At 74.1% G+C, this 19,632-nt stretch carries 18 protein-coding genes; 4 read left to right on the top strand and 14 right to left on the bottom strand.

What is annotated here, in order from left to right; genetic code table 11:
• Positions 1-64: 64 nt before the first annotated feature.
• The 11 genes from Q7L65_RS00090 to Q7L65_RS00040 are packed head-to-tail and all read right to left on the bottom strand — an operon-like array spanning position 65 to position 11,553.
• A complete protein-coding gene (locus Q7L65_RS00090; protein WP_304718165.1) occupies positions 65-1,138 on the bottom strand; it encodes a LacI family DNA-binding transcriptional regulator in 1,074 nt (357 codons plus the stop codon).
• A gap of 12 nt (positions 1,139-1,150) precedes the next feature.
• Entirely contained in the window at positions 1,151-2,416 is a 1,266-nt protein-coding gene (locus Q7L65_RS00085; RefSeq protein ID WP_304718164.1) for an AGE family epimerase/isomerase, read from the bottom strand.
• Positions 2,413-3,309 carry a fumarylacetoacetate hydrolase family protein gene (locus Q7L65_RS00080; protein ID WP_304718163.1) on the bottom strand — a complete coding sequence of 299 codons (897 nt, stop codon included), beginning with the start codon at positions 3,307-3,309 and terminating at the stop codon, positions 2,413-2,415. The genes Q7L65_RS00085 and Q7L65_RS00080 overlap by 4 nt, the downstream gene beginning before the upstream one ends.
• Positions 3,296-3,955, bottom strand: coding sequence for a hypothetical protein (locus tag Q7L65_RS00075; protein ID WP_304718162.1), 660 nt, complete (start codon positions 3,953-3,955; stop codon positions 3,296-3,298). The genes Q7L65_RS00080 and Q7L65_RS00075 overlap by 14 nt, the downstream gene beginning before the upstream one ends.
• The gene (locus Q7L65_RS00070) at positions 3,952-4,974 is read right to left on the bottom strand and encodes a mannonate dehydratase (RefSeq protein WP_304718161.1); all 1,023 of its coding nucleotides are present in this window, start codon (positions 4,972-4,974) and stop codon (positions 3,952-3,954) included. Before Q7L65_RS00070 ends, Q7L65_RS00075 begins: the two co-directional genes overlap by 4 nt.
• Entirely contained in the window at positions 4,971-5,864 is an 894-nt protein-coding gene (locus tag Q7L65_RS00065; protein WP_304718160.1) for a sugar phosphate isomerase/epimerase, read from the bottom strand. Before Q7L65_RS00065 ends, Q7L65_RS00070 begins: the two co-directional genes overlap by 4 nt.
• A 34-nt stretch (positions 5,865-5,898) precedes the next feature.
• A complete protein-coding gene (locus Q7L65_RS00060) occupies positions 5,899-6,873 on the bottom strand; it encodes an MBL fold metallo-hydrolase (protein ID WP_304718159.1) in 975 nt (324 codons plus the stop codon).
• Between the two features lie 8 nt (positions 6,874-6,881).
• Positions 6,882-7,907 (bottom strand): substrate-binding domain-containing protein, encoded by a 1,026-nt coding sequence (locus Q7L65_RS00055; RefSeq protein ID WP_304718158.1) that lies wholly within the window; start codon positions 7,905-7,907, stop codon positions 6,882-6,884.
• A 37-nt stretch (positions 7,908-7,944) separates the two neighbouring features.
• The gene (locus tag Q7L65_RS00050; RefSeq protein ID WP_304718157.1) at positions 7,945-8,940 is read right to left on the bottom strand and encodes an ABC transporter permease; all 996 of its coding nucleotides are present in this window, start codon (positions 8,938-8,940) and stop codon (positions 7,945-7,947) included.
• A complete protein-coding gene (locus Q7L65_RS00045) occupies positions 8,937-10,007 on the bottom strand; it encodes an ABC transporter permease (protein ID WP_304718156.1) in 1,071 nt (356 codons plus the stop codon). The genes Q7L65_RS00050 and Q7L65_RS00045 overlap by 4 nt, the downstream gene beginning before the upstream one ends.
• Entirely contained in the window at positions 9,997-11,553 is a 1,557-nt protein-coding gene (locus Q7L65_RS00040) for a sugar ABC transporter ATP-binding protein (RefSeq protein WP_370552495.1), read from the bottom strand. The genes Q7L65_RS00045 and Q7L65_RS00040 overlap by 11 nt, the downstream gene beginning before the upstream one ends.
• A gap of 178 nt (positions 11,554-11,731) precedes the next feature.
• Here Q7L65_RS00040 and Q7L65_RS00035 point away from each other — a divergent pair, with 178 nt between their 5' ends.
• A complete protein-coding gene (locus Q7L65_RS00035) occupies positions 11,732-12,313 on the top strand; it encodes a TetR/AcrR family transcriptional regulator (protein ID WP_304718155.1) in 582 nt (193 codons plus the stop codon).
• A gap of 92 nt (positions 12,314-12,405) precedes the next feature.
• On the opposite strand, the gene Q7L65_RS00030 is transcribed toward Q7L65_RS00035, so the two are convergent.
• A complete protein-coding gene (locus Q7L65_RS00030) occupies positions 12,406-13,062 on the bottom strand; it encodes an HtaA domain-containing protein (protein WP_304718154.1) in 657 nt (218 codons plus the stop codon).
• 119 nt (positions 13,063-13,181) lie between these two features.
• Between Q7L65_RS00030 and Q7L65_RS00025 the strand changes: the two genes are divergently transcribed.
• Positions 13,182-16,112 carry an HtaA domain-containing protein gene (locus Q7L65_RS00025; RefSeq protein WP_304718153.1) on the top strand — a complete coding sequence of 977 codons (2,931 nt, stop codon included), beginning with the start codon at positions 13,182-13,184 and terminating at the stop codon, positions 16,110-16,112.
• A 73-nt stretch (positions 16,113-16,185) separates the two neighbouring features.
• Here the strand turns inward: Q7L65_RS00025 and Q7L65_RS00020 are convergent, their stop codons facing one another.
• Both Q7L65_RS00020 and Q7L65_RS00015 read right to left on the bottom strand, forming a co-directional pair.
• On the bottom strand, positions 16,186-16,869 hold the full coding sequence (locus tag Q7L65_RS00020) for a TetR/AcrR family transcriptional regulator (protein ID WP_304718152.1): 684 nt from the start codon (positions 16,867-16,869) through the stop codon (positions 16,186-16,188).
• 77 nt (positions 16,870-16,946) lie between these two features.
• Positions 16,947-17,378 (bottom strand): SRPBCC family protein, encoded by a 432-nt coding sequence (locus Q7L65_RS00015; RefSeq protein ID WP_304718151.1) that lies wholly within the window; start codon positions 17,376-17,378, stop codon positions 16,947-16,949.
• Between the two features lie 117 nt (positions 17,379-17,495).
• Here Q7L65_RS00015 and Q7L65_RS00010 point away from each other — a divergent pair, with 117 nt between their 5' ends.
• Positions 17,496-19,406 carry an HtaA domain-containing protein gene (locus Q7L65_RS00010; RefSeq protein WP_304718150.1) on the top strand — a complete coding sequence of 637 codons (1,911 nt, stop codon included), beginning with the start codon at positions 17,496-17,498 and terminating at the stop codon, positions 19,404-19,406.
• Between the two features lie 3 nt (positions 19,407-19,409).
• The coding region (locus Q7L65_RS00005; protein WP_304718149.1) for a hypothetical protein at positions 19,410-19,632 on the top strand (223 nt) is incomplete at its 3' end.

Genomic DNA, 19,632 nt, shown 5'->3' with positions numbered 1-19,632 from the left:
GTTATCTGCTGTCCGTCACGGCCACGAGGACCGCGCTCCGGTCAGCCGCGTCCGGCGCGCGCGCTCATCCGCGCGCCCTGTCGGCGGAGGGGGCCGGGCCCGTCGACGCGCGCAACACGACGCGCGGCGCGTCGTCGACGACGGCGTCGTGGGGCGCCGCGCCGGCGAGCTGCTCCAGCAGCAGGTCGACGCCGATCCCCCCGAGCCGCTCGAGCGGCATCTCGACCGCCGTCAGCGGCGGCACGAGCGCGGCGGCCAGCGGCGAGTCGGCGTAGGCGATCACCGACAGGTCCTCCGGAACGCCGCGTCCGCTGCGCCACGCCTCGCTCAACACACCGGCGGCCTGCATCACCGAGCTGGCGAAGATCGCGGTGATCTCCGGATCGTCGCGCAACAGCGCGCGCGTCGCCTCGGCGCCGCCCGTCTGCAAGAGGTTCGCCGACCGTATGACAGCGGCGTCGAGGCCGAGTCTGCGCGCGTGCGCGCCGAAGGCGCGCCGGCGGCGAGTCGCGGGATCGATGCCCGGCGGGCCCGCGATGTGCGCGACGCGCCGGTGCCCCAGCTCGGCGAGATGGTCGAGCGCCAGCCGCGTCGCGGCCGCGTCGTCCATCACCGCGTTGCGGCCGCTGCCGCGCACCGCGCGGTTGAGGAAGACGTGCGGGATGCCCGTCCGCGCCAGCTCGCGGGGCAGGTCGCTGCCGCTCGCCGCCGTTGCGATCATGAGGCCGTCGATCCGGCCGGAGCTGACCAGCACGGGCAGCTCGACGCCCGCCGTGCCGTCCTCCAGGTCCTCCGTCAGCAGCACCGCGTAGTCGCGCTGCGCGGCGCGCTTGAACGCACCGCGCACCATCGTCGCGTAGATCGTGTTGGTGAGGTCCGGGATCACCAGGCCGAGGGCGCCCGCGGTCAGGCTGCGCAGCCCGCGCGCCGCCGCATGCGGCCGGTAGTTGAGCTGCTTGGCCGCGTCCCTCACGCGGGCGCGCAGCGCGTCGCTGACCGACAGCCTCGGATCCTCGTTGAGGATCCGCGAGGCGATCGGCTTCGAGGTGCCGGCCAGCTCGGCCACGTCGGCGAGCCGCACCCGGCGCGGGCCGTTGCCGCCCGCCGCCGGCGCTCTCACCGCCCCCCTATCCGCCATCGACCCCCCTCGTCATCTCTCGTCGCGTCCGTACCAGCCGTCGCGCACGCCGCGCGCGAGTCCGACGTCGGTCGGGATCAACGGCACCAGGCAGGCCTGAAACGAATGGTAGACGTCCGGCTTGCCGAACCACGGGTCGCGCGTCGGCCGGTTCTCGGGCGTCAGCTGGTGGAACCAGCTGCCGTGCTCGTGGTCGATCAGGCAGCGGTCGGCATAGTCCCAGAAGCGCCGGTACTGCCGCTCGAAGCGCTCGTCGCCGTCGATCCGGGCGAGGAACGAGGCGGCTCCGATCGCCTCCGTCACCGTCCACCAGTAGCGGTCGCGGTTGAACGGTCTGCCGTCCCAGTCGACGGTGAAGCAGAAGCCGCCCGCGCGCGCGTCCCAGCCGTCCTGCACCGCGCGGTCGAACAGGCGCGCCGCAGCCTCCGGCATCCACGCGTCGGCGCGTCCGCGCAGCTCCCACAGCTGCAGCACCAGGCGCGCCCACTCCAGCCAGTGGCCGGTCGTCGAGCCGTACGGCCGGAAGAGGTTGAAGGGGTCCTCGCGGTTGTAGCCGAAGTCGATCTCCCACGTCTGCGTGTAGTGCTCGGCCAGGCGCCAGCCGTTCGCGCGCGCGGCGCCGTTGACGAGCTTGTCGGCGATGCGGTGGGCGCGCTCCAGCAGCACGTCGTCGCCGGTCACCTCGAACGCGGCCATCAGCGCCTCGGTCAGGTGCATGTTGCCGTTCTGCCCGCGATACGCCTCCGGCGCGCTCCAGTCGGCCGCGAAGGACTCGCGCGCGGCGCCGGCGCGCTCGTCCCAGAAGCGCTGCTCGTGGATCGCCAGCGCGTCCTCCAGCAGCGCCGGGCCGTCGGGATGGCCCGCCTGCGACGCGGTCGCCCCGGCGAGGATCGCGAACGCGTGCCCGTAGTGCTGCTTGCTCGCGTCGACCGGCCCGTCGGCGCCCACGCTCCAGTACCAGCCGCCGTGCTCGCGATCGGCGAGCGCCTCGCGCAGGTGGCGCATCCCGTGGTCGACGATCGCGCGCGCGCCGGGCTTGCCGAGCAGCTCGGCGATCCCGAAGACGTGCACCATCCGCGTCGAGGTGAACAGCTGCCGCGCCGCCGTCGGGCGCCGGCTGCCGTCGTCCTCCAGCTCGAAGAAGCCGCCATCCGGATCGATGCTGCGGTGCTGGTAGAAGTCCAGCAGCGAGATCGCGTGGTCGTGCAGCCAGCGCTGGTGCGCGCGGCGCTGCGACCAGCGCGTGCCGAGGTCGCCGTCGGCGATCGGACTGGTCATGCGAGGCTCCTCTCCTCGTCGCGACGGCCGACCGGCTCGCCGACGGTGTTGCGCAGTCGTCCGAGGCCCGGCACGGAGATCGCGACCTCGTCGCCCGGCAGCAGCGTGAACGGCGGGTCGGGCACCAGCGACGTTCCGGTCATCAGCAGCACGCCGGCCGGGAAGGCGAGCGCGCGCGTCGCGTATCGCGCCAGCTCGGCGAACGTCCGCTTCATCTCGGCCGTCGAGGTCGCCTCGTCGTAGACCGCCGCCCCGTCGCGAGTGATCGTCAGGCGGATCGCGAAGGGGCCGCCGGCCGCGTCGGTCGGCACGATCCCCGGACCGATCGCGCACGCGCCCTCGAAGCACTTGGCCTGGGGGAGGTAGAGCGGGTTCTCGCCCTCGATGCTGCGCGAGGAGACGTCGTTGCCGATCGTGTAGCCGGCGATCTCGCCGCGCGCGTCGAGCACGAGCGTGAGCTCCGGCTCGGGCACGTCCCAGCTCGAGTCCGCGCGTGTGGCGATCGGCTCGCCGTCGCCGCGCACGCGTGCCGCCGTCGCCTTGAAGAACAGCTCGGGACGGTCGGCGGCGTAGACGCGGCTGTAGGCGTCCGCCTGCGCCTCGGACTCCTCCATCCGCGCGTCGCGCGAGCGCAGGTAGGTCACGCCGCAGGCCCACACCTCCTGCACGTCGACGGGCGCGCGCAGCAGCGCGGCCGAGGGGAGCGGGCCGTGGCCCGGTCCTGCCAGCGCCCGCGCGAGCGCGCCGCCGCCCGCGGCGAGCAGGTCGGCGAGCGTCAGCGCAGGATCCAGCAGCTCGGCCGGACCCGTGTCGGCACGCCCGCGCGCGAGCGCGCCCGCGCCGTCGGGCAGCTCGACCCGAAACAGCGCCGTCGTGCGCTCAGAGGACGCCATGACGCTCCCACACCTCTCTGAGGTACGCGCCGCCGAGCAGCATCGAGAACGAGCTTCTCTCCGCGCTCGCCTTCTCCAGCGCTCGATCGACGACCTCCGGCGCGACGTCGCCCGGGACGACCACGACGCCGTCGGCGTCGGCGACGACGAGGTCGCCGCGACGGACCGTCACCCCGCCGACGACGACCGCCGTGTCGTGCTCGGCGATCGAGATCCGGCCGAGGCTGTCGGTCGGCCGCGCCCCCCGTCCGAAGAGCGTGAAGCCGGCAACGCTCCCGACACGGGCGCGATCGCGCACCAGTCCGTCGACGATCGCGCCATGGGAGCCGCGTCCCCGCGCGGCGGCGGAGAACAGCTCGCCCCAGAACGCGGCCGGCGGCGTGCACCGCGCCATCACCACGTCGCCCGGCAGCAGCGAGTCGATGAAGTCGATCTCGCGACCGTAGTGGCGCTCCGGCGCCCGCTCGACCGCGGCTGAGCGGACCGGCCGCGCGAAGCCGGCCAGCACGCCCTCGCCGACGAGCGGGACGATCCCGCTCTCGAGCGTCTGCGCGCGCAGCCCGAGCGCGTCGCAGCAGTCGGAGACGACCGCCGCGTAGCACTCGCGCTGGACGCGGCCGAGGTCGATCGGCTCCGGCGCGGTCATCCCGCCACCTCCATCCCGGTCGGCCCGTTCGCGGCGAGCGCGGCCACGGCTGCCTCGCGCAAGCCCGTCATGTAGCCGATCGCGTGCAGCCGCGCGAGGAACGAGTACGACGGATCCATGTTGCTGTCGCCCTCCAGGGTCGGGACGTGGTCGCAGCGAAGGACCCCGTCGAAGTCGATCTCGTGCCAGGCGATCATCGCCTGCAGCATGTCCGTCTGGCCCTCGTCGTGGAACGTCTCGACGAACCGCTCCGCCGTCCCGCGCACGTCGCGGAAGTGGCCGAAGGCGATGCGGCCCATGCCGCCGAAGTGGCGGATCGCTCCCGGCACGTCGTCGGTCATCAGGGTCCAGTTGCCCTGGCACAGCGTGAGCGAGTTCGCGGGCGTGTCGACGAACTCCAGGACACGCTCGAAGGCGTCGAGCGAGTTCATGATCCGCCCCATTCCGCGCAGCGGCGCCAGCGGCGGATCGTCCGGGTGCAGCGCGAGCCGCACACCGGCCTCCTCGGCCACCGGTGCGACGCGCTTGATGAAGTGCTCGAAGGCGTCCCAGAACTGCTCCGCGGGCACCGTGCCAGCCCACGTCGGACCGCTGTCGCGCAGCGCCTCCGCGTCGAAGCCCGTGACGAGCGCGCCGGCCCGTCCGCGCAGCGTGACGGACGTCCGCAGCCACGGGATCACCGCCATCCAGTTGTAACAGAGCATCGGAATGCCGGCGTCGCCCATGCTGCGCACGAGCGTGCAGAAGTGCTCGATCTCCTCCTCGCGGCCGGCGATGCCGAGCCGCGTGCGGTCCAGCGGCGGGGAGTCCTCGATCCCGACCAGCTCCAGGCCCATGTCCTCGTAGCGCTGCTTCAGCTGGCGCACGGCGCCTCTGCCCCATGGCAGGTCGGCGGTGCGGTGGCCCATCGGGTTGGGGCTGCGGTCGAGCGTGCTGACCGCGCGCTCGACGCCGACCTGGCGCAACGTCGTCCAGAAGGCGTCGGGCCGCGGATGCAGGTACTCGGCGAACTCGATCACGATGCGCTCCCGGCTGCCGCCGCACGCGCCGTCCGCAACTGCGCGGCGATGAACCGGCGGGCGTCGGCGGCGACCTCGTCGCTGTCCTCCCACTGGTCGCGCCAGACGCACAGCAGCGGCGCGGCGGCCGCGCCGACGACGTTCGCCGAGAACGCCTCGTAGACGATCGGGCCGCTGAACCGCTGCGCGGCGACGGCCGCGAACAGCTGCGCGAAGTCGACGCTGCCGGTCCCCAGGCGTCCGCGGTGGCTCTCGCCGACGTGCAGGTAGCCGAGGTGCTCGCCGCAGCCGGCGACGGCGTCGGCCTGGCTGTTCTCCTCCAGGTGCGCGTGGTAGCTGTCGAGCTGCACCCGCAGCCGCGGCGACCCGACCTGCTCGACGATCGCGCGCGCCTGCGCCGTCGTGTTGACGAGGTTGTTCTCGAAGCGGTTGAGGACCTCCATCCCGATCGACACGCCGAGCTCGTCGGCGCGCGCCGCGATGCGGCCGAGCGCCTCGACCGCGTTCGCCGTGCCCGCCTGCGTCGGTGCCGCCGGGTACTTCGCCCAGGCGCCGTAGGTGACGCCGACGAGCCACTGCGCCTCCAGCTCGGAGGCGAGCTCGAGCATCGTCCGCATGTGCGCCTCGCCGCGCGCGCTGATCGCGCGATCGGCGCTGGAGAGGTCGGTCTCCAGCCGCATCGCCGTCGAGCACGCGATCCCGAGGCCGGCGGCGTCGAGCGCCGCGCGCGTGCCGGGCACGTCGAACCGCTGCGGATCCATCACGGTGACCTCGAGGAAGCCGAAGCCGGCCGCGGCGGCCCGCTCGGCGACCGCCCTGCGCTGCTCGCCCTCCCACGCGGCCGCGAAGACCTGCGAGTGGACTCCGATCGGGTTGCCCATGTTCGTCATCTCCTGCCTCGTTCGGTGAAGTCTCGGGCGCCGCTCATGCGCGCGGCGCGATCCAGCGGTAGGTGTCGGGCGCGGTGCGCGCGATCAGGCCGTCCGCCGACAGCCCGCGCAGATGCGCGTCGACCATCGCCAGCCCGCGGAACTCGCGCGCGCGGCCGAACGTCTCGCAGGCCGACTCCCACAGCTGGCCCAGCGTGCACGACTGCTCGCCCGCCGCGCGCAGCTGCGCGCGCAGCTGCTCGTCGACCGCGTCGACGAACGCCTCGCACGCGGCGATCGTCTCGCGCAGGCCGGCGCCGTCGGTGACCGGGCGGTGCGCGAGGCTGACGGGCCCGCGCGCCGCGTGCGCCAGCCCGCGCAGGCGCGCCAGCGTCGCGCGCAGCACGGCCGGCTCGACATGGCCGTGGAACAGCGGCCAGTCGACGTTCGGCACCGCGTCGGCGATCAGCAGCGCGCCGGAGCGCCGCTCGACGAGGCCGATCTCGTCCTCGACGTGCCCCGGCAGCGCGAGCGCCCGCAGCTCGATCCCGTCGCCGAGCCGGAGCGTGAAGCCCTCGCCGGCGATCAGCTCGACGGCGACTTCGCCGTCGAGCGTCGCCGCCAGCTCCGCGCGCTCCTGCGCCGTCGGGAGCAGCAGCTCCGGATGGTGCTCGGCGAACTCGCGCAGGTGGCGCTCGTGGTCCTCGATCCACGCGACCGCGCCGGCGGGCGCGGCCAGCAGCGCGCCGGTGCGCTCCTTCGCCTGGCGGTTGCCGCCGATGTGGTCGTGGTGCTTGTGCGTGTCGAGCACGACGCGCACGTCGCGCGGGCGCACCCCGGCGGCCTCCAGCAGCTCCAGGACCGCCTCGTGGTCGCCGGCCGAGCCGGTGTCGACGAGGACCGCGCCGAGCGGCCCTCGCACGACGTGCACGGCGACCGTGATGCCCGGCGCCAGCGGCAGGTCACGGCGCCAGATGCCCGGCGCGATCTCGTACGGCCGCCGCTCCGGCGTCTTCACGGTCTCTTCCACGGTCGCTCCTAGAAGTCGTAGTCGCCGACGTTGTCCTTCGTGAGGACCAGCGGCGGGCCGAGCACGATCTGGCCGTCTTCGCCGACCTCGCGCTCGCCCATCCGCCCGGCTCTGAAGGTCTCGCCCGCTCTGCCCGTGATGTCCCCTCTCGCGAGGGCCGCGGCAGCGTAGTACGTCAGGTACCCGAGGTCGGTGACGTCCCACAGCGAGGCTCTCTCGATCGTCCCTCTCTTCAGGTAGCTGGCAAGGGCGCTGGGAAGCGCCACGCCGGTCACCGCGACGTCGCCGACCTTGTCGGCGCGCTCGACGGCGCGGGCGATCGCCATCGGCGCGATCGAGAAGATGCCGGTGATCCCTCTGAGGTTCGGGTAGGCGCGCAGCAGGCCCTGCGCCTCCTGCAGCGTCTTCTGGTCGTTCTCCTCGCCGTAGGCGATCTTGACGAGCTTCATGCCGCTGTATCTGGGCGTTCTGAGCAGCTCCTTCATCGCCGCGATCCACTCGTTCTGCGCGGTCGCCGTCGGCGAGGAGGAGAGGATCGCGAACTCGCCTCTGTAGTCCATCTGCTCGCCGAGCATGTCGAGCTGGTTCTGCGCCTCGGCTTCCGCGGTGATGTCGGCGACGTAGACGCTGCGCGCGTCGGGGGCGACGTCGGAGTCCCAGCTCATCACCTTCGAGCCGGCGGCGGCTGCCTGCTTGAGCGCCGGCGCGACGGCGTTGGCGTCGTTGCCGGAGATCGCGATCACGCCCGCGTGCTTCTGCGCCTGCGTGTTGATGAACGGAACCTGCGAGGCGGCCGTCGCGTCGGACGGGCCGACCATCTCGAATCTGCCGCCGAGCTCCGCGGCAGCCTCTCTGGCGCCCGCGGCGGCGGTGTCGAAGTAGTCGACGTTGACGACCTTGGGGATGAAGACGACGTCGGGGCCGGCGGCGGCGCCGGTGGTTCCGGCGGCGTCGTCGCCGCTACCGGCGCCGCAGCCGCCGAAGGTCAGCAGCGCCGCGCCGATCGCGGCGAGCGAGAGACAACGATTGCGCACTTGCGTTCTCCTCCTGATGATGAGACGGATGCCCTGCTCAGCCGGCCGCTTGGGCCGGTGGGGGCGGCAGGGGTCTGACACGGGCGCGGCGTGCGCCCGCTGCGACGTTGGTGACCAGCACCGATCCGACCAGCAGCGCGCCGATCACGACCTGCTGGACGTCTCCGCCGACGCCCTCGAGGCCGAGCACGTTGCGCAGCGCGATCACGAGCCCGAGCGACAGCACGACGCCGGCGAGCGTGCCGCGCCCGCCGAAGATGCTGATGCCGCCGAGCAGCACGATCGCGATCACGTCCAGCTCCAGCCCGGTGCCGTTGGCGGGGCTCGCGCTGGAGAGCCGCGCCGTCTCGACGACGCCCGCCACGGCCGCCAGCAGCCCCGACAGCACGAACACGGCGAAGGTGACGCGGCCGACGCGGATGCCGGCGAAGCGCGAGGCATCCGCGGAGCGGCCGATCGCCTGGATCGTGCGACCGACCCAGGTGGCCTCGAAGACGAGCGCCAGCAGCGCCAGCAGCACGGCGAACAGCACCACCGACCACGTCAGGAAGCCGCCCGCGACGCTGCCGGAGCTGAGCGAGGTGAAGCCGCTCGGCCACGCGCTGACCTGCTGGTCGCCGAGGACGATGAAGCAGATGCCGCGGAACAGCGCGAGCGTCCCGAGCGTGACGACCAGCGACGGCAGCCCGAAGCGCGCGATCAGCAGCCCGTTGAGCGAGCCGGCGGCGACGCCGGCGGCGAGCGCCGCGGCGATCGCCAGCCACAGCGGCGCGCCCGACCCGTAGAGCTTGCCCAGCAGCGTGCTCGAGAGCGCCAGCACGGAGGCGACCGAGATGTCGATCTGGCCGGTCATCAGCACGAGCGCGAGCCCGAGGCAGACGATCGCCGTCGGCATGCTCGCCTGCAGCGCCAGCGACATGTTCGAGCTCGACCAGAAGCCGGGCACCGCGAAGAAGCCGTACAGCAGGACCGCGGCGAGGCAGGCGGCGAGCGCCGTCTCCCAGCGGGCCAGCCGGGCGAGACGGGCGCTCATGACGGCGCTCCCGGCGCGCGGCGGGCGCGGTAGGCGATCCAGGCGCCGAGCCCGACCGCCAGCAGGATCACGATGCCGTAGACGGCCTGCAGCCACAGCGACGAGACCCGCAGCAGCAGCAGCCCGTTCTGGACGGCGCCGAGGAACAGCGCGCCGAGCGCGGCGCCGCCGACGGTGCCGGTCCCGCCGAAGACGCCGACCCCGCCGACGACGACCGCCGCGATCACCTGCAGCTCCAGGCCCGTGCCGGTCGTCGCGTCGGCGCCGGCGTAGAGCGAGCTCCAGAGCAGACCGCCGAGGCCCGCCAGCAGGCCCGCCGCGACGTAGGCGCCGAACACCAGGCGCCCCGGCCGCAGCCCGGCCAGGCGCGCGCTCTCCGGGCTGCTGCCGACCGCGTACAGCTCGCGACCGGCGCGCGTCTGCGACAGCACGTAGGCGCAGATCACGAGCACGACGACGGCGACGACGACGACGTTGGGGATCCCGGCGACGGTGTCGACGGAGAACGACAGGTAGCGGTCGGGCAGGTCGCCGGCGTTGATCTGCTCGCTGCCGGCGATCGTCGACGTCAGTCCGCGGAACATGTAGAGCGTGCCGAGCGTCGCCACGATCGCCGGCACGCGGCCGACCGTCACGAGCAGGCCGTTGACGGCGCCGAGGCCGGCGCCGGCGGCGCACGCGACGAGTCCGACGACGACGATCGACGTCGAGGGGTGCCGATGCGCGAGGTCGGCGGCGAGGTACGCCGTCAGGCCGAGCACCGCGCCGACCGAGAGGTCGATGTTGCGCGTCAGCACGACGAGCGTCTGCCCGGCCGCGAGCACCGCCAGGATCGCGACCGTCGAGAGCATCTCGCGCAGGTTTCCGGCCGACAGGAACGTCGGCTCCTGCACGGTCACGACGAGCACGACGAGCGCGAGCGCGAGCAGCAGGCCGGCGTCACGCGAGGCGGCGAGGCGCAGCAGGCCCGCGCGCGGGCGCTCGCCGTCGCCGACGGGCTGCGGGGCGCTCGCGGCGGTCGCGGCGGCAGCGCCCGGCGCGGCGAGCAGTCGTCTGTCAGGCCGCAAGGGGAACCTCGCTGGTCGCCGCGTGCATGATCGTCTCCTGCGTCGCCTGCTCGCGCGTCAGGCGCCCGCCGACGCGGCCCTCGCGGATCACCACGATCCGGTCGGACATCGCGAGCACCTCGGGCAGTTCGCTCGAGATCAGCAGGATCGCCAGGCCCTGCTGCGCGAGGCCGGAGATGAGACGGTGGACCTCGGCCTTGGTGCCGACGTCGATGCCCTGCGTCGGCTCGTCGAGGATGAGGACGCGGGGGGAGGTCGCCAGCCACTTCGCCAGCACCACCTTCTGCTGGTTGCCGCCCGACAGCGAGCCCGTCAGCTGCCCCGCGCCCGCCGCGCGGATCCGCAGGTCGGCGATCGCCTCGGCGGCGATCTGCCGCTCGCGCGGCCGGTTGCGCAGGCCGTGACGACCGAGCCGGCGCAGCAGCGGCAGCGACGCGTTGGCGGTGATGTCGAACGTGAGGATGAGGCCGTGATGCGGGCGGTCCTCGGGCACGTACGCGATGCCCTGGGCGACGGCGTCGGCGGGCGACCCGATCCGCACGGGCGTGCCGTCGATTTCGATCGTGCCGGCGTCGAGCCGGTCGATCCCGAAGATGGCGCGCGCGATCTCGGTGCGACCGGCGCCGACGAGCCCGGCGAGACCGACGATCTCGCCGGCGCGGACGTCGAGGTCGATCCCCTCGAAGGCGCCGCTGCGTGCGAGGCCTCGCACGGTGAGGACCGGCGCGCCGATCTCCGCCGCGGCCTTCGGATAGAGCGCGTCGAGTCTGCGCCCGACCATCGCCGCGATCAGGTCCGAGCGCTCGAGCTCGGCGGCGGGGCGCGTCAGCACGTGGCGTCCGTCGCGCAGGATCGTGACGCGGTCGGCGAGCGCGGCGACCTCGTCCAGCCGGTGGCTGATGAAGAGGATCGCGACGCCCCGGTCGCGCAGGCGCCGTACGACCTCGAACAGGCGCGCGACCTCGGGCGCCGACAGCGACGCGGTCGGCTCGTCCATGATCAGGACCCGTGCGTGCAGCGAGAGCGCACGTGCGATCTCGACGACCTGCTGGTCGGCGAGCGAGAGGCCGCGTACGGGCACCTTGCCGCGCAGCCTCACGCCGAGCGTCGCCAGGATCTCGTCGGCCTCCCGTCGCATCGCGGCCTTCTCGAGCCGGCCCGCGCGGTTGCTGCGCGTGTGTCCGAGGAAGACGTTCTCCGCGACGTCGAGGTCGGGGAACAAGGCCGGATGCTGGTAGATCGTGGCGATCCCCTGCGCCTGCGCGGCTCTGGGACTGTGCAGCTCGACGCTGCGGCCGTCGATCGACAGCTCGCCCTCGTCGGGCCGGTGGACGCCGGCGAGCACCTTGATGAGCGTGCTCTTGCCCGCGCCGTTCTCGCCCAGCAGCGCGTGCACCTGCCCGCCGTCGAGTCGCAGGCTGACGTCCTCCAGCGCGCGGACGCCGCCAAACCGCTTGGCGATCCCGCGCACCTCGAGCAAGGGGGCGTGAGCGCCGTCCGCCGATGGCGCGCGCGCTGCACTTCCCCTCCCTGCTGGCTGTGGCATGGGCACTCTCTCCTCTTTCGTCTGCGAACGGCGATCCGGCGACCCAGGACGACGTAATCGCCTTCGGTAACCGGTTACCTTAGCGAGTGGTCCGCGCTTGTCAAATCGAGACGAGGAGAGCTGAGCGCGTGGGTGCGTACTTCGATCGCGTCGCCGGCGGGGTAGGGTGTGCCGTTCGGTGACGGGCAGATCGACATCGGCGCGCAGACGCGGCCGGCCGCCGCTGGTGAAGCCCGACGAGCTGGTCGAGGCGGCGCTTGCGATCGGGCTCGAGCAGCTGACGATGCAGGACGTGGCGAAGCGCCTGGGGGTCTCCTCGCAGGCGCTCTACCGCTGGGTCGGCGATCGCGACGAGCTGCTGGATCTCGTCGCCGACAGCTTCGTGGCGCGGATCATGCCGCCGCGGATGCCGCTCGAGGGCGACTGGCGCGCGTGGCTGTTCGACTTCACGCGGACGCTGCGCGCCGAGCTGCTGACCGTGCCCGGCATCGCCGCGCGCGGCCTGACGCGGTTCCAGATCTCGGTCGCGTTCGTGAACCTGCACGAGCGCGTGATCGCCGGCCTCGTCGCCGGCGGCGTCGAGCGCGGCAGGGCGGTTTGGGTCGCGGAGGTGGTCGGCACCGGCACGCTCGCCTGGGTCGCGCGCGAGCAGGGCCTCGCGGCGGCTGCCGGCGGGCGTCCGCGCGCCGACGCCGACGCTCGCTTCGACGCCTACGTCGCCACGCTGCTGGCTGGAATCGGGTCGTCGCCCGACGGATGAGGGCGGCGGCACCGCTGTGAGTGCCGCCGCCGTTCACCAGCGTCGCCGCCCGATCCGCCCGCCGGCGTCGGCGGATCGGCGCGGCCGCCCGCTCAGCCGAGCTCGACCGAGAAGCTGATCGGGTCGAGCGGGTCGCCGCTGAGGTACGTGCCGTTGCCGATCTCCTCGCCGGCGGCCGTCAGCGTCGTGGGCACGTCGGACCAGGTGACGGTTCTCGTCGCCGGGTTGTAGGTGCGGGTGCCCGCGGTGAGGTCGATCGTCGCGAACGTGCGCTCGACTCTCGGGGTCGGGTCGGAGCCGTGGAAGCCGGCCTCGGTGACCGCGGTCAGCGTGCCGCCGCCTCTGCCGTCGAGCGCGATCTCGAGATCCTGGAAGTTGACCCAGATCCCGTAGGCGTTGCCCGGTCTCGGCGCGCCGAGGTGGTAGCCGATCTCGACGCCGCCGTCGGTCTCGATCGTGCCGGCGTCCGCGGTCGGTCTTCTGGCGTCGTAGGTGTAGCTCGTCGCGGCGGCGGCGTCGACCGGGAAGCGGAAGATGTCGCCGTCGAGCGGGCTGGCCGTCGCGGGGCTCCAGATTCTGTGGTAAAGCGAGGCGGGCACGAACGTGTCGCGAAGGCCCTGCTCGACGCCCCAGTCGGCCCAGCCGTCCTCGACGGTCGCGCCCTGCGCGACGCCGGGGGCGGCGGCGAGCGTCAGCAGCGCGCCGAGCGCGAGTGCGCCGCGACGGGTACGGCGAATGGCGGAATGCATGGTCGGTGCGTCCTTCCGTTGATCGTTATCGAGGCGGACCCGGCCGGGTTCCGCGCGTTAGGCTACCCTAATAAGAGACACATGTATTAGGTCTACCTAACACGAGTGAGGAAGGGCGCATGAAGACAGCGACGAGGACGGCACGACCGCGTGCCGAGGGTGGTGCGAGCGGGCGTGCGGCGGAGGTCGCCACGCCGGCCCGCGCGCGGCTTGCGGGCGCCGCCGCGTGGACGCGCGGGAGGCTCGTGGGCGGGCGGCCGGTCCGTCGCGCCGCCGCGACCGCCACCGTGCTGGCTGCGTTCGGCGGCTTCGCGGCGACCGCGGCCGAGGCCGCCGGGACGACGACCTGGACCAGCCGGCCGTTCGAGTCGACGGCGGTCACGAACGTCGACAACTCCAGCCCGGCGGCGCTCAGCGCCGACGGCCGCCGCGGCGTCTTCGCGTCCTCGGCGCCGAGCCTCGTCGCCGAACTCGCCGGGACGGCAGGCACAGCGGTGCACGTCTACGTGCGCGACTACGCGGCCGGGCAGACGACACTCGTCAGCCGCGCCGCCGGCACCGCCGGCGCGGTCGCCGACGCCGACAGCAACCGCGGGCAGACCACCAGATCCGACGACGTCGGGATCAGCGCCGACGGCGCCGTCGTCGCGTTCGAGTCGAGCGCGACCAACCTCGTCGGCGAAGCCGCGGCCGAGCCGAGCCAGATCTACGCGCGCGTGCTCGCCACCGGCGCGATCGAGCGGATCAGCGTCGACGCCGCGGCAGCGGCGAGCGAGAGCCGCGCCAGCGCGCCGTCACTGAGCGCCGACGGCCGCTACGTCGCATTCGTCAGCGCCGGCGCGAACCTGCCGGGCGGCACGGGCGACGACAACCTGTTCGTGCGCGACCGCATCGCCGGCACGACCACAGTGGTCTCGCTGGCGGCCGACGGCGCGACGGCGGTCGGGGCCGACTACGGCGCGATCAGCGCCGACGGCAGACACGTCGTCTTCACGACCAACGTCGACGACGTCGTCGAAGGCTTCGCGCCGGGTGTCGCGACCGCCTACGTGCGCGACCTCTCCAGCGGGGTCGTCAGAGCGGTCGCAAGAGACGCCGCCGGAGCCGCCGCGGAGACCTACCAGGAGCCGCTCCTCAGCGCCGACGGCCGCTACGTCACGTGGACGACGCGAAGCTCGACGACCGTCGACGACCGCGGCGCAGTCGGCGTCTTCCGCCACGACGTCCAGACGGGCGCGACGATGCGCGTCTCCGTCGGCCACGACGGCGCGCTGCCGGACGGCTCGGCCGCTCCGCTGGCGACCGGGATGAGCGCCGACGGCCGCAGGGTGGCGTTCTCCTCCAGAGCCACCAATCTCGTCCCGGACGACACCAACGGGGTCAACGACACGTTCGTGCGCGACCTCGCCGCCGGCACGACGGAGCGCGCGACGCTGCGCCAGGCCGGCGGGCAGATCGACAGAGCCTCGTACGGTGGCACGACCAACCCGACCGTCTACGACGGCTCGCTCAGCGCCGACGGCCGCTTCGTCAGCTTCGTCACCAACGCCGGCGAGGTCGTCCCCGACGGCCCGGTTCCGGTCACCTCGGTCAACAGAAACCGCCGCTATCACTCCTACGTTCGCGACCTCGGCGCGCCGGTCGTGCCGGGCACCGTCAGCACAGTCGCGGCGACCCGCGTCGGCGTCGACCGTACGACGATCCGCGGCGTCGTCGACCCCGGCAGCCGCGACGGCGCGGTGACGGTGCAGTACGGCACGAGCACCGCGTACGGCAGCGAGAGCGAGCCGCATGCGCTGACCGGCGGCGCCGGGGCGCGCTCGGTCGCGATCGCGCTCGAGCAGCTGGCGCCGGCCACCGAGTACCACTACCGGCTCGTGCTCAGCAGCGACGGCGAGGGCGGAGCGGAGCTCGTCGAGGGTGCTGACGGCACCTTCACGACCGCCGCCTCCGACCCTGAGGGCGCGACCGCGATCGTCGGCGGCGGCGCCAGCTGGGGGTTCGCCGCGGCGCTGCGCGGGATGTTCGCCGTCGACCCGCCGAACAACTACAACTCCAGCTATCCGGACGATCCCGACCAGCTGTTCTGGTACCCGTTCGACGGCGCGACCCGCGTCGCCGGGCAGCCGAGCTGGCGCTTCGAGGCGACCGGCGGCAGCTACGACGCCAGTGCCGGGACGGCGACGATCCGCCATGCCGGCGGGCTGCGGATCGGCTACTGCGTCGGCGGCTTCCGGCCCGGCCCGCAGCCGATCGCGTGTCCGGCCGCGACCAGACCGCCGCCGGGCGCGTTCGGCGTCTACGTCGGCTTCTCCGACCTCGAGATCCTTCTCGACGGCACGAGCGGGACGATCACCGGCCTCAGCTTCGCCGGCATGCACGGCCAGCCGCCGGTCGACGAGCAGCGGCGGACGTTCGGCGCGCTCGACCTCTCGGCGATCAGACCCGTGCGCGACGAGGAGGCACGCACCGTCACCTGGAGCGGGGTTCCGGTGACGTTGACGACGGACGGCGCGCCGCTCGGCCTCGGCGCCTTCCCGGCCGGCACCGTGCTCGACCCGATCGACATCACGGTCAGACTGGCCGAGGGGAACAGACCGCCGGTCGATCCGGAGCCGCCCGTCGATCCGGAGCCGCCGGTCGACCCACCGAGACCGCCGGTCGATCCCGCGCCGCCGGTCGATCCCGCGCCGCCGGTCGTCCCGGTCGTCCCGTCCCCGCGTCCCGACAGACCCGCGACGCCGCGCGATCCCAAGCCGCAACCCAGAACGATCGCCGCGCGCGTCCGCTCCGGCGCCGGCAGACGGGTCGTGGTCCTGCAGCTGGGACGCGCGCTGAGCACGCGCAGAGGCGCTGTGAGGGTCGTGCTCGTGCGCGGTCGCACGACCGTTGCGCGCGGCACGCTTCAGGGACGGCGGCTGCGACTCGTCGTCGCGCGCAGAGCCGCGCGCAGAGGCCGCGTCGTCTACGTGCGGCTGAGCGGCCGCTACTCGCTGCGGCCGGCGGCGGGAGGCGCGCACCTTTCGCGGGCGACCGTCGCGATCGGCTGAACCCCTGCGCCCCGTCCGCCGGCTCGTCGTCGCGCCGCGCGCACCGCGCGCGGCGCCGAGCGGCGGCGGGGCGTCAGGCGGGTGCGCGCGGGAGCGTCGCTGCGAGCCCGTCGATCAGCACGCTGACGAAGGCGTCGAAGCGCTCCTCGGCGGTGCTGCCGGAGATGCGGCCCGACGCCGGTGCACCGCTCGGCAGGCTCGTGCGCAGGCCGGCGCTGCGCCTCGCCTCGGCGATCTCCTCGGCGAGCCGCCGGCCCTGTCCGCGCTGCGAGCGGATGCTCTGCTCGCGCGCGATCCAGCCGAGCACGCCCGTGCCGAAGGTCTCGGCGGCGCGGACCGCCGCGGTGCCGTCGAAGCCGGCGGCGGTCAGCGCGGCGACGCTCTCGCGGTGGAGCGCGAGGAACGGCCGCGTCGTCTGCAGACGCGTCAGCGCGCGCGCCGCGACGCCGGGAACGGCCAGCAGCTCGCGTCGCAGGCCGCGTGCGAGCTGCCGCAGCCAGGCGCGCCAGTCGCCGTCGTCGGGCGCGGCCGGAAGGTCGACGCGCAACAGCACCTCGTCGGCGACGAGGTCGAGCACGTCGTCGCGATCGGCGACCCAGCGGTAGAGCGCCTGCGGTTGGACGCTCAGCGCGCGCGCGAGCGCCTGCATCGTGAAGCGCTCGACGCCGAGCCTGATCGCGGCGGCGGCGATCTGCTCGCGCGTGGGGGGCGGCTTGCGGCGATTGGGGGCGGTGCCGGCAGCGGTCGGACGAGGCACTGCCCCAAGCCTACGAGATGCGCCGCTCGGCCACTGCCCGGGGGCGCAGGCCGCGCCGACGGGGCGGGCGCGCGGGCTCAGCCGAGCTGCGCGCGGAATCTCTGCACGGACTCCGCGACGGTCTTGCCGACCTCCTTCTCCAGCGCGGAGATCATCGGCTTCAGCGCGACGGCCGAGAACTCGAGCGTGTTGGCGAAGCGACTGCCCTCGCCGGCGGGCTCGAACGTGAACGTCTGGCGCAGCTTGATGCCCATCGGGCCTTTGCCGTCGAGCACGATCTCGCGATCCGGCGCGAACGTCGAGACGACCCACTTGACCTCGGCGGGCGCTCTGCGCACCTGCAGCTGCTCGCGGAACTCGGCGCCGGAGGCGAGCGTCGGCGGGCCGTCGGGGAAGTCGACGTGGTTGACGTTCCAGGCGCTGTACACCGAGAAGTCGGCGAAGCGCTTCCAGGCGTCCTGAGGCGTCGCCGGCAGTTCGGTGGAGTGGGAGACATGAGCGCTGGCCATCGGGGACCCCGCCTTTCTGTGGGAGTGGCGCTCGAGCTGGTGCCGAGCCCTCTATTCGGGTACCCTAATGCATCTGTAACTAATTGCGCTGCCCGTCCCGAGGGGGTCGTCCCGCCGATGCCGTTCCGTCGCTCGCAGGCCCGTCGCCTGCTGCTCAGCACGCTGCTCTTCGCAGCGCTCTTCGCATTCGCGGGAGCGCTCGTCATCCGCGACGCCGCGGCGCGACCCGCGCCCGCGGCGGCGCCCGCCGCAACGGGCGTTCAGCCGACCACGCTGAGATTCGCGGGCGCCGCGGCCAGAGCGCTGCAGGCGGCCGGTGTGACGGTCAGGCCGCTCGCGCCCGCGCGCCGCACGGGCGGGCACTTCACGGTGCCGGTGCGCGCGGTGAGGGACGACGGGACGGTCGTCCACAACGGCGGGCTGCGCCTGCTCGCGGGCAGACGGACGGTCGTGCTGCGCGGGCTGCGGCTGCGCGCGGGCAGCCTGACGGCCGCGGCCGGCGGGATTCGCGGGCCGCTGCGGCTGACACTGCGCGGCGGGCGCCTGACGCTGCCGCCGGCCGCGGCCCGTGCGCTGCGCGCCGCGCTGGCGCGGCCGGGCCTCGTCGCCGGCCCGCTCGGCGCGCTCGACGCACCCGCGACGCGCAGCCGCGCGATCGTCGGCGGGACGCTCGACTGGGGCTTCGCGGCGCCGGTGCGCGCCGCCTTCAGCGCGACCGGCGCCAACTACAACACCGGCGAGCCGTTTCGGCGCCTCTCCGGCGGAGCGAGCCAGAACGCCGACGACACGTTCCGCTTCCCGCTCGGGCGCGGCAGCTGGGAGGCCGGCGGCGAGCGCGCGACGATCGCCGCGCGCGGCTCGGTGCGGCTCGGCTACCAGGTCGGCGGCGCCGTCGACGACGGCAGAGCGCACGGGATCTGGGTGACGCTGTCCGACCTCGTCGTCGAGCTCGACGGCGCACGCGGGACGCTCTCCGGCGTCACCGACGCTGGCTTCCACGACAGCGCGCCGGTCGTGCGCAAGCGCCGGGTCTTCGCCGACCTCGACCTGCGCGCCGCCAGACGCGTACTCGGGGCCGGCGGCGCGACGGTCAGCTGGAACGGCATCAGAGCGACGCTGACACGCGCGGGCGAGCCGCTGGGCCTGGGGATGTACCACGCCGGCTTCGCGCTCGACCCGCTGACCGTGACGGCGCGGCTGCGCGGCGCGAGCGCCGGCGGCAGGGGAGCGACCGGGGGTCGGAGAAGCGGCGGCGCGAGAAGAACCGGCAACGGCACAGGCGCGAGATCCGGAGGGGGCGGTGGATCGGGCGGTGGCGCCAGAACCGGATCCGGCGACGGCTCGGGCGGGAGCGGCGGGGGCGGGGGCGGCGACGCGGGCGGCGGCCCGTCCGCCCCGCAGCAGCCGGCGCCGAACCCGCGTCCGGTCCTCGGCGGCGCCGCCGACTGGGGGTTCTCGGCGGCGCTGCGCGGGATCTTCCCGCTCGACGGTGCCAACACGGGCGTCAATCCCGCGGACCCGGGCAGCGGCGGTGGCGGCGACTACGCCGATCCGTACTGGTTCCCGCACGACGGCGCGACGCGCAACGCCTCCGCTGCGAGCTTCCGCTTCCCGGCGACCGGCGGCAGCTACGACGCCGGTCGCGCAAGCGGCACGGTCGAGCTGGGCGGCGGCCTGCGGATCGGTTACATGGTCGGCAGCTTCGCCTCCGCCAGCAACCGCGGCACCTGGCTGCGGCTGGCCGACCCGATCGTCACGATCGACGGCGCCGGCGGCACGCTCTCGGCCGTCTCGGAGGCCGGCTCCGGCTACGAGCCCGGCGGCGCGAGCAGAATCGTGCCCTCCGCGCGGCGCGCGGTCGCTGCGCTGACGCTGCCGCCGCCGACGCGCTCGGCCGATGGCACGACGCTGACCTGGAGCGGCGTGAGAGCGGCGCTGACGGGCGAGGGCGCCCCGCTCGGGCTCGGCGTCTTCACGGCCGGCACGCAGCTCGACCCACTGACGCTGTCGATCCGGATCGGAGGCTGAGCGATGCGCCGCCCAACCGCCGCGCTCGCGCTCGCCGCCGCGCTCGCGTTCGCCGTGCCGCCGGCGACCGCGCCCGCCGGCGCGTCACCCGCTTCGCTCACCGCGACGCCGGCGCCTGTCGCGGCTGCGGCTGCGGCTGCGGCGCAGGCGGCGCCCGCGGCGGCGACCGCCGCCACCGCCAACCGCGCCACGCTCACGCTGGGCGGGCCGGTCGCGCGGCGGCTGC

The sequence above is a fragment of the Conexibacter sp. CPCC 206217 genome (assembly GCF_030646165.1).
GTDB lineage: Bacteria > Actinomycetota > Thermoleophilia > Solirubrobacterales > Solirubrobacteraceae > Conexibacter.
The sequence above is the reverse complement of the archived record's forward strand: the minus strand, read 5'-3'. Positions and strand labels throughout refer to the sequence as shown.

Bases quoted from the DNA above. Each gene is read 5' to 3' on its own strand.
- Q7L65_RS00075 (WP_304718162.1), bottom strand. From the start codon at position 3,955: ATGACCGCGCCGGAGCCGATCGACCTCGGCCGCGTCCAGCGCGAGTGC.
- Q7L65_RS00085 (WP_304718164.1), bottom strand. From the start codon at position 2,416: ATGACCAGTCCGATCGCCGACGGCGACCTCGGCACGCGCTGGTCGCAG.
- Q7L65_RS00080 (WP_304718163.1), bottom strand. From the start codon at position 3,309: ATGGCGTCCTCTGAGCGCACGACGGCGCTGTTTCGGGTCGAGCTGCCC.
- Q7L65_RS00030 (WP_304718154.1), bottom strand. From the start codon at position 13,062: ATGCATTCCGCCATTCGCCGTACCCGTCGCGGCGCACTCGCGCTCGGC.
- Q7L65_RS00010 (WP_304718150.1), top strand. From the start codon at position 17,496: ATGCCGTTCCGTCGCTCGCAGGCCCGTCGCCTGCTGCTCAGCACGCTG.
- Q7L65_RS00090 (WP_304718165.1), bottom strand. From the start codon at position 1,138: ATGGCGGATAGGGGGGCGGTGAGAGCGCCGGCGGCGGGCGGCAACGGC.
- Q7L65_RS00050 (WP_304718157.1), bottom strand. From the start codon at position 8,940: ATGAGCGCCCGTCTCGCCCGGCTGGCCCGCTGGGAGACGGCGCTCGCC.
- Q7L65_RS00040 (WP_370552495.1), bottom strand. From the start codon at position 11,553: ATGCCACAGCCAGCAGGGAGGGGAAGTGCAGCGCGCGCGCCATCGGCG.
- Q7L65_RS00015 (WP_304718151.1), bottom strand. From the start codon at position 17,378: ATGGCCAGCGCTCATGTCTCCCACTCCACCGAACTGCCGGCGACGCCT.
- Q7L65_RS00065 (WP_304718160.1), bottom strand. From the start codon at position 5,864: ATGACGAACATGGGCAACCCGATCGGAGTCCACTCGCAGGTCTTCGCG.
- Q7L65_RS00025 (WP_304718153.1), top strand. From the start codon at position 13,182: ATGAAGACAGCGACGAGGACGGCACGACCGCGTGCCGAGGGTGGTGCG.